General features: G+C 70.8%; 9 protein-coding genes and 1 pseudogene. All 10 read right to left on the bottom strand.

The window, feature by feature from the left end:
* A pseudogene (locus tag CQZ88_RS32220) lies at positions 1 to 164 on the bottom strand (ComF family protein); the annotation flags it as partial.
* A gap of 43 nt (positions 165 to 207) precedes the next feature.
* A complete protein-coding gene (lpqB, locus tag CQZ88_RS29105) occupies positions 208 to 1,980 on the bottom strand; it encodes an MtrAB system accessory lipoprotein LpqB (RefSeq protein WP_006942676.1) in 1,773 nt (590 codons plus the stop codon).
* Positions 1,977 to 3,728: an MtrAB system histidine kinase MtrB gene (mtrB, locus tag CQZ88_RS29100; RefSeq protein ID WP_258008877.1), complete on the bottom strand. Its 1,752-nt coding sequence runs from the start codon at positions 3,726 to 3,728 to the stop codon at positions 1,977 to 1,979. Before mtrB ends, lpqB begins: the two co-directional genes overlap by 4 nt.
* Complete coding sequence (gene mtrA, locus CQZ88_RS29095; RefSeq protein ID WP_006942670.1) at positions 3,725 to 4,402, bottom strand: MtrAB system response regulator MtrA; 678 nt, start codon at positions 4,400 to 4,402, stop codon at positions 3,725 to 3,727. The genes mtrB and mtrA overlap by 4 nt, the downstream gene beginning before the upstream one ends.
* 5 nt (positions 4,403 to 4,407) lie before the next feature.
* Complete coding sequence (locus CQZ88_RS29090; RefSeq protein WP_029544615.1) at positions 4,408 to 5,073, bottom strand: dTMP kinase; 666 nt, start codon at positions 5,071 to 5,073, stop codon at positions 4,408 to 4,410.
* Between the two features lie 31 nt (positions 5,074 to 5,104).
* A complete protein-coding gene (gene ahcY, locus CQZ88_RS29085) occupies positions 5,105 to 6,592 on the bottom strand; it encodes an adenosylhomocysteinase (RefSeq protein WP_006942661.1) in 1,488 nt (495 codons plus the stop codon).
* Between the two features lie 58 nt (positions 6,593 to 6,650).
* Positions 6,651 to 7,313: a TetR/AcrR family transcriptional regulator gene (locus CQZ88_RS29080; protein WP_029544617.1), complete on the bottom strand. Its 663-nt coding sequence runs from the start codon at positions 7,311 to 7,313 to the stop codon at positions 6,651 to 6,653.
* 46 nt (positions 7,314 to 7,359) lie between these two features.
* On the bottom strand, positions 7,360 to 8,844 hold the full coding sequence (locus CQZ88_RS29075; RefSeq protein WP_006942659.1) for an amino acid permease: 1,485 nt from the start codon (positions 8,842 to 8,844) through the stop codon (positions 7,360 to 7,362).
* A gap of 208 nt (positions 8,845 to 9,052) precedes the next feature.
* The gene (gene manA / locus CQZ88_RS29070; RefSeq protein ID WP_006942657.1) at positions 9,053 to 10,324 is read right to left on the bottom strand and encodes a mannose-6-phosphate isomerase, class I; all 1,272 of its coding nucleotides are present in this window, start codon (positions 10,322 to 10,324) and stop codon (positions 9,053 to 9,055) included.
* A partial coding sequence (locus CQZ88_RS29065; protein ID WP_102800647.1) for a tobH protein occupies positions 10,324 to 11,052 on the bottom strand: 729 nt, incomplete at its 5' end. The genes manA and CQZ88_RS29065, both read right to left, overlap by 1 nt.

The following is an 11,052-nucleotide window of genomic DNA, read 5'->3' as shown; positions in this document are numbered from 1 at the left end:
TACGGCCCCAGCGCCCACACCGGCACGCCGGGATCGACCCGGGGCCGGACCCGTGCAGGCACGTCCGCCAGTTCCCGGGCACAGCGCCGGCACCAGCCGACGCCGGCGAGTCCGCAACCGCCGCACTCGACGGGCAGCACCAGATCCAGCAGCGAGGTCAGCACCGCGCCAGTGTGGCCGCCGGCCCCGACATCCCGCGCCGGACCGTCAGCCCGGCAGGACGGGGACCGCCTGCAGCCCGGTCAGGCCGGGTACCTCGCGCCAGTACCGGTCGCCGGCCGGATCGGCGTTGTTCAGCTGGAACACCGCCCGCGAGTCGGCCACGAACTCCGAGGTCGTCGACGCCTCGACGGCGACCACGGGCGGGGTGAGGTTCCGGCTCGGCAGGGCGTCCATGCGGGAGCCGTCCACCGCGACCTGCACGACGGGCACGTCGGAGGCGGACCGTGCCACCACCACGGTGTCCGGGGTGCTCCAGTCCAGCGACAACGCCGGGCTGCCGAGGCCGATGGCGATCTCCCGCGGCGTCGTGAGCGAGAACTCGCCGTTCGACTTCTGCACGACCACCGCGACGTACACGCGGCCGTCCACGATCATCGCCGCGCGCACGCCGTCGCGGGAAAGCCGCAGATCGCTGATCACGTTGCCCACGGCCCGCACGGAGCCGGCGTCGACGGGGAGGACGGTGACCCGGCCGGTGCCCGGCTCGCGCACCACGCGCACCACGTTCGTGCCGTTGACCACGGCCCACACGGAGTTGTCGTCGAGCGCCCACGTCGGCCGCGTGATCGATTCGCCCTGCAGGGCACGTGCCGCCGTCCCGTCGCGGTAGGGGCCGATCAGCAGCTCGGCGGTGGCTTCGGGGGCGGGACGCCCGGTGTCTGCGACGGCGGCCGCGAGCTCGCCGTCGTGCGACAGCGCGACCGAGCGCAGGTTCGTCGCGGCGCCGAAGGCCCCGGGCACCGGAGTCACCCCGGTCTCGGCGACACTGACCAGCCCGCCGCCCCGCAGGGCGTGGAGGCCGATGGTGGCGCTCGAGGTGGCCAGCGGGTTCATCGACGCCACGTCCGCGGTGGTCCAGCCGTTCGGGAACCGCTCGTCCAGCGGCTGACCGTCCGCGAGCAGCACGTAGGGCCCGGTGATCTCGGCGTTGGCGAGGGTCCAGATCACCTGTGCCGCCAGCATCTCGCGGCTCTCCTTGCCCAGGGGCTTCAACCCCAGGAAGTCGATCCGGACGCCCCCGAGACCGACACCGACCTGGGTCGTGCGGCCGTCGGCCTTGGTGATCGGCCCCCGCACGGACACCCCGGAGCCGAGTTCCGTGCGCACGGCCGGTGCCAGGGCCGCCTTCGGGCCCTCGATGAGCAGGTCGATCAGCTGTGCCGCGGTCTGGTCCTGGGTCGCGGCGATCCAGCGGGGGTCGGGCACGACCGTGCGCCCGGACGGGTCGACGAAGTACAGCGAGCGTCGCTGGTAGCCGTTGAGGAACTGCGGGCGGTCCATGACGACGCCCGGTCCCATCTCGTCGATGCGCCACTCGCCGCCCGTGAGCACGAGCGTGATCCTGGTTTCGAACGGTCCCTCGTCGGCGCGGTAGACCCCGCCCTCCTCCAGGTGCCCGACCCGGTTGGCGCGGATGACGTACGTCGCGCGCTCGGCGCTGCGCGACTCCGGCAGCACGTCGACCTTGTCCACGATCGTCGCGCTGGCGGCGTCGTCCCACCCGGCCGACATGTCGGCGGTGAGGAACTGCCGGGCCGCGAGGTGGCGGTTCGCCGGGTCGGTGCTGGCGCGCAGGAAGTCGCGCAGGAGCAGGTCCGGTTCCCGGCCCGGTGCCGGCGGGGGGACCGAGGTGGTGGTGGGCTCACGGGCGATGGTGCCGACCGCCTGCGGCGACGACGAGTCCGGCAGGCTGGCACACCCCGACACGGCGACGGTCAGGCCGAGCATCGCCGTGAGGATCGTCTTCGTGCCCCTCATGTGGCGGCTCCCTCGGGCGGGACCGGCACGTGCGCCGAATCCGCGGCCGTCCCGGCGTCGTCGCCGGTCCCGGCATCCGCCGACTCCGCCTCGGCCGGCGCGGCCGCTCCCGGCAGCGGGCGGCCCTGGACCGCACGGACCGTGCTGGGAACGAGCGGCAGCGGACTGCGGCCGACCTTGCGTCCCCGTTCCCGCGGGAGGGTCAGCCGGAAGCAGGACCCCTGGCCGGGCTCGCCCCACGCCTCGAGCTTGCCGTTGTGGAGGTTGGCGTCCTCGACGCTGATCGCCAGGCCGAGACCGGTTCCGCCGGACCGCCGGACCCGCGACGGGTCCGAGCGCCAGAACCGGTTGAAGACGAGTTTCTCCTCGCCCGGACGCAGGCCGACGCCCTGGTCCCGGACGATGAAGGCGGCGGCGTTGTCGTCGGCGCGCAGGCGCAACAGGATGGGTTTTCCCTCCCCGTGGTCGATGGCGTTGGCGAGCAGGTTCCGCAGGATGCGCTCGACGCGGCGCGGATCCACCTCGGCGGTGACGGGTTCGCCGGGCAGGTCGACGATCAGCTCGGTCCCGCTCTCGCGGGCGAGGTGCCGGACGGTGGAGACCGCGGCACGGGCGCACATCCGCAGGTCGAGCTGCTCGGCCGCGAGCTCGGCGACGCCGGCGTCGTGACGGCTGATCTCGAGCAGATCGCCCAGCAGGCTCTCGAACCGGTCGAGCTCGGTGACGAGCAGCTCCGAGGCCCGCTTCAGGGACGGGTCGAGTTCGTCGCTGCCGTCGTGGATCAGGTCGGCGGCCATCCGCACCGTCGTCAGCGGGGTCCGCAGCTCGTGACTGACGTCCGAGGTGAACCGCTTCTGCAGGTTGCCGAACTCCTCGATCTGCGTGATCTGCCGCGACAGGCTTTCGGCCATCTCGTTGAAGGACATGGCCAGGCGCGCCATGTCGTCCTCACCGCGCACCGGCATGCGTTCCTTGAGGCGGCCGTCGGCGAACCGGACCGCGATGCGCGACGCCGAGCGGATCGGCAGCACGACCTGGCGCGCGACGATCATCGAGATCGCGGCGAGCAGCACGAGCAGCACGCCGGCGCCGACGAGCAGCGTGCCCCGCACCAGCGACAGCGTGTTCTCCTCGCCCGCCAGCGGGAACACCAGGTACAGCTCGAGGGTGGAGATGTCCGACGCCGTCGGGGTGCCCACGATCAGGGCCGGGCCGGAGTAACCGTCCGGATCCGACACGGTCGCGAACTGGTAGGAGATCTGACCCTTCTGCACGAAGGCGCGCAGGTTCTCGGGGATCTGGTCGGCAGGACCGCTCGACGTCGGGGCGCGCGGTCCGTCGCCCGGCACGATCAGCACCGGGTCGAAGGTGCCCGCGACGCCGGTGTCCTGGCCGGCGTCGCTGCCGCGGTTGGTCAATGCCGCGGCGGCCCCGTCGAGCCGTACCTGCAGCGAACCGGAGTCGTCGGCGCCGGCGAGCTGGCCCTCGACGAGTGCGCGGGAGCGCTCGACCTCCTCGGTGGCGGCGTTGATCTTCACCTCGAGCAGCCGCTCGGTGATCTGGCTGGTGAGCACGACACCGAGGACGAGCATCACGATCAGCGACAGCGACAGGGTCGAGACCACGACCCGGAGCTGCAACGATCGCCGCCACGTGTGGGCGAGCCGGTTGCTCACCGCACGTGACCACCTCAGCAGCGGCAGGGTCCTCCTCGTGATCCGCCGCCGCAGTCGGTACCCACCGATCACGGCGGTCCGGCCTTGTAGCCGACGCCACGCACCGTCAGCACCACCTCGGGATTCTCGGGATCCTTCTCGACCTTCGCGCGCAACCGCTGCACATGGACGTTCACCAAGCGGGTGTCGGCCGCGTGCCGGTAGCCCCAGACCTGCTCGAGCAGCACCTCACGGGTGAACACCTGCCGCGGCTTGCGCGCGAGCGCCACCAGCAGATCGAACTCGAGCGGCGTGAGAGAGATCAGTTCGTCCCCACGGCTGACCTTGTGGGCGGGAACGTCGATGGCGATGTCGCCGATGGAGAGCACCTCGGCCGGTTCCTGCTCGGTGCGACGCAGCCGCGCCCGGACCCGGGCCACGAGTTCCTTGGGCTTGAACGGCTTGACGATGTAGTCGTCGGCGCCGGATTCGAGCCCGAGCACCACGTCCACAGTGTCCGACTTGGCGGTGAGCATCACGATGGGCACGCCCGAGTCGGCCCGCAGCACCCGGCACACGTCGATGCCGTTCATGCCCGGGAGCATGAGGTCGAGCAGGACGAGGTCGGGCCGAATCTCTCGGACCGCGTTCAGCGCCTGCGAACCGTCACCCACCACGTACGGCTCGAATCCCTCGCCCCGCAGGACGATCGTGAGCATCTCGGCGAGCGCGGTGTCGTCGTCGACAACCAGAATCCTCGGCTTCATGGCTTCTATCGTGTCACTCCTCGACCGTGGTGAAGCTGATTTGAGATCTCGGCGGCGAGTTGTCGCGGATCGGCGTCGGGTCCGGCAACCCGCCACGGCGACATCCACTGTCGGCGTGCGAGGTCGTCGTACACCTGCCCGGTCCGGGCCTGCAGACCCGAGTCCCGTTCGTACGCGTCCCGATCGCGGGCCGTGTCGGCAGCGGCGCGACTGCGGGCCCGCTGCGCAGCCAGTTCCACGGGCACCCGCAGCAGCAACTGCAGATCCGGTACGGGCAGCGCGAACCGATCGAACTCGAGCTCGCGGACCCATTCCACCGACGGCCCCGAGCCGTCCTCGTGGTGCCGCGCGGCGGTGTAGGCGGCGTTGGACGCGACATACCGGTCGAGCAGCACGATGTCGTTGTCCGCCAGGAGCTTCCGCAACTCGTCGGCGGCGTCGCGCCGATCGAGGGCCCACAGCAGGGCCATCGCCTCGATGCTCGAGGCCGCGTCACCGTGCCGGCCCCGCAGGGCCTCGGCACCGAGGTCGGCGTGCACCGACACGCCGTAGCGCGGAAACGCGAGCGTCGCGACGACGAATCCCGCAGCGCGCCAAGCCTCGACGAGGCCCGCGGACAGTGTCCGCTTGCCGGCCCCGTCGAGCCCCTCCACGACGATCAACGCGCCCATCGGCGGTGTCCTGCGATCCTCGCTACCGTGCTCAGTACCGGTAGTGCTCGGGCTTGTACGGGCCCTCCACGTCGACCCCGATGTACTCGGCCTGGTCCTTGGACAGCTTGGTGAGCTCGCCGCCGAGGGCCTCGACGTGGATGCGGGCGACCTTCTCGTCCAGGTGCTTGGGCAGGCGGTAGACCTCGTTGTCGTACTCGTCCGGCTTGGTCCACAGCTCGATCTGGGCGATCACCTGGTTGGCGAACGAATTGCTCATCACGAACGACGGATGGCCCGTGGCGTTGCCGAGGTTGAGCAACCGGCCCTCGGACAGCACGAGGATGGAATGCCCGTCGGCGAAACGGAACTCGTCGACCTGCGGCTTGATGTTGATGCGGGTGACGTCCGCCGCCCGCTCGAGGCCGGCCATGTCGATCTCGTTGTCGAAGTGGCCGATGTTGCCCAGGATCGCCTGGTGCTTCATGCGGCGCATGTGGTCGAAGGTGATGATGTCCTTGTTGCCGGTCGCGGTGATCACGATGTCGGCCTGCTCGATGAAGCCCTCGACCGTGACGACATCGAAGCCGTCCATCAGCGCCTGCAGCGCGTTGATCGGGTCGATCTCGGTGACGGACACGCGCGCACCCTGCCCGCGCAGCGCCTCCGCGCAGCCCTTGCCGACGTCCCCGTAGCCGCACACCAGGGCGGCCTTGCCGCCGATGAGCACGTCGGTACCGCGGTTGATGCCGTCGAGCAGCGAGTGCCGGGTGCCGTACTTGTTGTCGAACTTGCTCTTGGTGACCGAGTCGTTGACGTTGATCGCGGGGAACGCCAGGTCGCCGCCGGCCGAGAGCTGGTACAGCCGCAGCACACCGGTGGTGGTCTCCTCGGTGACGCCGCGCACCGACTCGGCGATCGCCGTCCACTTCTTCGCGTCCTGCGCGAGGGACTCGCGCAGCAGCGCCAGGAACACCCGGTACTCGGCGGAGTCGTGCTCCTCGTCCACCGGCGGCACCACACCCGCCTTCTCGAACTGCGCGCCCTTGAGCACCAGCATGGTGGCGTCACCGCCGTCGTCGAGGATCATGTTGGCCGGCCGCGGTGTCCCGTCGGCGGCGGCGGGCCAGGTGAGCATCTGCTCGGCAGCCCACCAGTACTCCTCGAGGGTCTCGCCCTTCCACGCGAACACCGGCACACCCCGCGGGGCCTCCACGGTGCCGTGCGGGCCGACGACGACCGCAGCGGCGGCATGGTCCTGGGTCGAGAAGATGTTGCACGAGGCCCAGCGCACCTCGGCGCCGAGCGCGACGAGCGTCTCGATCAGCACGGCCGTCTGGACGGTCATGTGCAGCGAGCCGGAGATCCGCGCGCCCTTCAGCGGCAGCACCTCCGCGTACTCGCGGCGCAGCGCCATCAGGCCGGGCATCTCGTGCTCGGCCAGCCGGATCTCCTTGCGGCCGAATTCGGCGAGGGACAGATCGGCGACCTTGAAGTCGATCCCATTCAGCTGGTCGGCCACGAGCTTGGTGTCGGACACGTGAGAATGCCTCTCCTGTTGTCAGTCGGTTCTGCCAACAGGCTATACAACTCGCTGCTCAGTCGTGCCGGGCGGAGCGATCGATGAACGGCCCGAGCAGCTCCGCCAGGTCCGCGGCGACGTCCCGGTCGGACTCGGGCGGCATGGAGATGTAGCTCATCGCGATGCGCACGATCGCGCGGCCGAGGATGCCCGCATCCGACGCGGACGCCTGGACCCAGCTGCGCTGGAAGGTTTCCGACAGCCGGGCGGAGGCCCGCTCGATGAGCGGCGCCGAATCGGTGGTGATCAACCGCAACAGGTCGGGCTTGGCCTCGCCGCGCAGCAGCGACTGGATCAGCGGGTCGGCGCTGCTCTCGACGAAGAACGACGTGAATCCCTCGACGAGGGCGTCGCGCGCCTGCCCCACATGGCTGTAGATCGCGTCGTCGACGGCGTCGACGAACTGATCGACCAGGCGCAGGGCATACGCCTGGGCCAGGCCCTGCCGCGAGGCGAACTCGTTGTAGAGCGTCTGCCGGCTCACACCGGCGCCCCGGGCGACGTCCGTCATGGTGACGGCGGACCAGTCGCGGGCGGTGAGCAGGTCCCGCATGGCATCGAGCACCGAGTTGCGCAGCAGCATCCGGCTGGCCTCGTGGAACGGTACGCGTTGCCGGTCCTCGGGTTCCCCGGCTCGCGGGGGCTCCCCGGCGGGGGACGATTCGTGCACGATCGACATGCCGCGACGTTTTCACGCGGCGCGGGTCCCGTCAACACGAATGGAGCTAGCGGCGCGGCGCCGCCGGTTCCGCCAGTACCGAGTGCCGGCGACTGTAGGTGAAGTAGACGACCACGCCGATCACCATCCACACCACGAACCGCAACCACGTCTCCACCGACAGGTTGGCCATCAGCCACACGCACGCGAGTACCGCGAGAATCGGCACGAGCGGCACCGCGGGCACCCGGAATCCGCGCTCGAGATCCGGACGGGTCCGGCGCAGCACGATCACCCCGATCGAAACCAGGACGAACGCGAAGAGCGTCCCGATGTTGACCATCTCCTCGAGGGTGCCGAGCGGAATGAGGCCGGCGAGGACGGCAACCACGACCGTCACCAGCACGGTCGTCCGCACCGGGGTACCGTGCCGGCCGGTGTGCGACAACCGTCGCGGGACGAGGCCGTCGCGTGCCATCGCGAACAGCACCCGGGTCTGGCCCAGCATCAGGACCATCACGACGGTGGTCAGGCCGGCGAGGGCACCGACCGAGATGAGGTTCTTGGCCCAGTCCATCCCGTTCAGCGCGAACGCCGTCGCGAGCGTCGACTCGTCTCCGGCCAGTTCCTTGTAGTTCACCATCCCGGTGAGGACGAGGCTCACCGCCACGTACAGCACGGTGACGATCGCGAGGGAGCCCAGGATCCCGATGGGCACGGCCCGCTGGGGATGCCGCGTCTCCTCCGCGGTGGTGGCGACCACGTCGAACCCGATGAATGCGAAGAACACCAGGCTCGCCGCGGCGAGCAGGCCGTACCACCCGAACGTGCTGCCCCCGGCCCCGGTGAGGAACGAGAACAGCGACTGCCGCAGGCCCTCACCGGTCGAGGCAGATTCCGACGGCGGGACGTACGGGGTGTAGTTGTCGGTGTCGATGTAGAAGACGCCGAGCGCGACAACGAACAGGACGACGGCGATCTTGATCGAGGTGATCACCAGCGACACGCGCGAGGAGAGCTTCGTGCCTGTGGCTACGAGTACGCCGATCACCACGACGATCAGGATCGCACCCCAGTCCACCTTCACGGGCCCGAGAGAAGCCACCGGCGACAGGCCGCCGAGCACCTCGCCGAGATACAGCGACCAGCCCTTGCCGACCACGGCGGCGGCGAGAGCGAACTCGAGGATGAGGTCCCAGCCGATGATCCATGCGACGAACTCGCCGAACGTCGCGAAGGAGAAGGTGTAGGCGCTCCCGGCGACGGGCACGGTCGACGCGAACTCGGCGTAGCACAGCGCCGCGAGCGCGCAGGCCACAGCCGCGAGCACGAACGCGAGGGACACGGACGGGCCGGCGACGTTCCCGGCCGTCCGGGCCGTGAGGGTGAAGATGCCGGCGCCGATGACGACGGCCACGCCGAACACGATCAGGTCCCACGCTGTGAGGTCCTTGCGCAGACGGGAATCCGGTTCGTCGGTGTCGAGGATGGATCGCTCCACCGACTTGGTCCGGAACAGTCCGCTGCGGGATACGCCGCCGGTCTCGGTCATCGGGCACTCCCCTTTCTCCGGAGCGGAAGTACCCGGAGTGGCGCCCTCCCAAGCCTAAGCCACAGGGGTACGGAACAGGTCGGGCTCGAGGTGGATCAGCCGAACGGCGGGGACGACGGCCCCGACCCGGGCATCGGGTCGTCGATCGCGGACAACGAGCCGAGGGAGAACAGCACCCCCTCATCGATCGGAAACGAGCGTGTTTCTGCTAGTCGACGGGAGCGCCGGTGTCCGCCAACCGCGCGCGGAACAGTTGCGCCGGCTCGCCGGCCGCCCGCACCGTGACGGCCGGGTCGGAGGCCGACAGCCACACCGCCTGGCCGGCCGACAGCTGCAGGCTCCGCCCACCGCATTCCACCCCGGCCACCCCGGCGGTGCACAACAGGATCTGCGGGCCGCACGGCGGCAGGGTGACGGCGTCCGGTGCGGCACCGGAGCCGGCGGCGACGTCGACGCGTGACAGCGCGAACTCCGGGGCCGGAGTCCGGTAGCGCACCTCGCCCGGCCCGGACGGCTCCGGTTCGAGGATCGGCACGTCCACGGGACGGAAATCGAGCACCCGCAGCAACTCCGGCACGTCGACGTGTTTCGGCGTGAGGCCGCCGCGCAGCACGTTGTCCGAGTTGGCCATGATCTCCACGGCCATGCCGTGCAGGTACGCGTGCAGGTTCCCGGCGGCGAGGAACAGGCCCTGTCCCGGCTCGAGGGTGATCCGGTTGAGCAGTACCGCAGCGAGCACCCCCGCGTCGCCCGGGTAGAACTCGGCCAGCTGCAGCACGGTCCGCACCTCCTCGGCGAACGAGGCCGTGCCGTTGCCGTTGTGCGTCGCCAGGTACGTCACGCAGCCGTCGAGCACCCGCGGCAGCAACGCCGACAGCACCGACTGCGGCAGGGTGATCCAGATGGTGAACAGCGCCCGCAGGCCGTCCGAGTCGGGCTGCCCGGCGAGCAACCCGATGTACGGGTCGAGCTCGGGAACCTCGAGGGCGCCGAGCAGCTCGACGGTGCGGTGCGGATCCCGGAAACCGGCGAGCGCCTCGAAGCGGGTGAGCGCGACGACGAGTTCGGGCTTGTGGCTCGCATCGCGGTAGTTCCGCACCGGCGACTCGAGGGGCAGGCCCGCGGCCTCCTCCCGGGCGAAGCCCTCGGCGGCCTGTTCGGCGCTCGGATGGGCCTGCAACGACAGTGGCTCCTCGGCGGCGAGCAACTTGAGCAGGAACGGCAGCCGGGGTCCGAACCGGCTCAGTGTCGCCGGCCCCAGATGCCCGCCCGGATCGGCCTCGAGCACGTCGAGCAGCGATGCGCTCCCGCCCGGGCTGTCGCCGTTGGCGCTCACCACGCGCGCCGGGTCCGCGGGATGCGCACCGAGCCACAGTTCCGCCTCCGGATGTGCGGACGGCACGGTACGGCCGCACAGCGCCGCGATCGCGGTGCGCGAACCCCAGGCATACGAACGCAGCGCACCTTCGAGTCGGAGCACTAGCAACCACCGACCAACCGCAGATAGGCCGCGGCCATCTCGAATCGCACGGCCAGCACCGCCACCTGCTCCGGCACCGGCGGCACCGCCTTCGCCTCGAACTCCCCCACCACCGATACCAACTCCATGTCCGGCAGCGCTGCCGCGCGCCGCTCCGCCTGCCGCCGATCCTCCTCCACGCTCAGCACGAACACCCGCGCCCGGGGTGCGGGCACCGGCCCGTCGAGCTGTTCGTCGTGGAAGAACGGATCGTAGGGTTCCCCGCTCGCCGGCGGCCTCGCGATGAGCCGGTCCCGGGCGGCGAGGACGGCCGACAACGCCGACGCCGACGCGATCACCCCGGCCACCTGCAACAGGGACTCCCCGGCGTGCCGGGCCAGCGCGGCCGTCACCGCGGAGTCGCCGGCCAGCGCCACCCGACGCGACTGGATGCGGGCCGCGAGCGCCTTCGCCGGGTTGTGGAACACCTCGCTGCCCGGCTGGTCGCGACCGGCCTCCGCGTCCGCCGAATCGGCGAGGTCGGCCAGCGGGGGAACCGCGCCCGCCGTGCGGGTGGCCTCCATCGCGACCACTACCGCGAGGAACACGGCGAGGTGCCGCAGGAGTGAGTACGCCACCGGCACCCGGATCCGTGGGGGCAGCAGCGTCGCACGGCCGGCGGTCGCCGCCCGGATCGGCCCCTCGTCCGGGGCGTCGACGACGACCTCGGCCCCGCGCCGCAGGGCCGC

It is taken from the genome of Rhodococcus sp. ENV425 (assembly GCF_002887785.1).
GTDB lineage: Bacteria > Actinomycetota > Actinomycetes > Mycobacteriales > Mycobacteriaceae > Rhodococcus > Rhodococcus aetherivorans.
The sequence above is the reverse complement of the archived record's forward strand: the minus strand, read 5'-3'. Positions and strand labels throughout refer to the sequence as shown.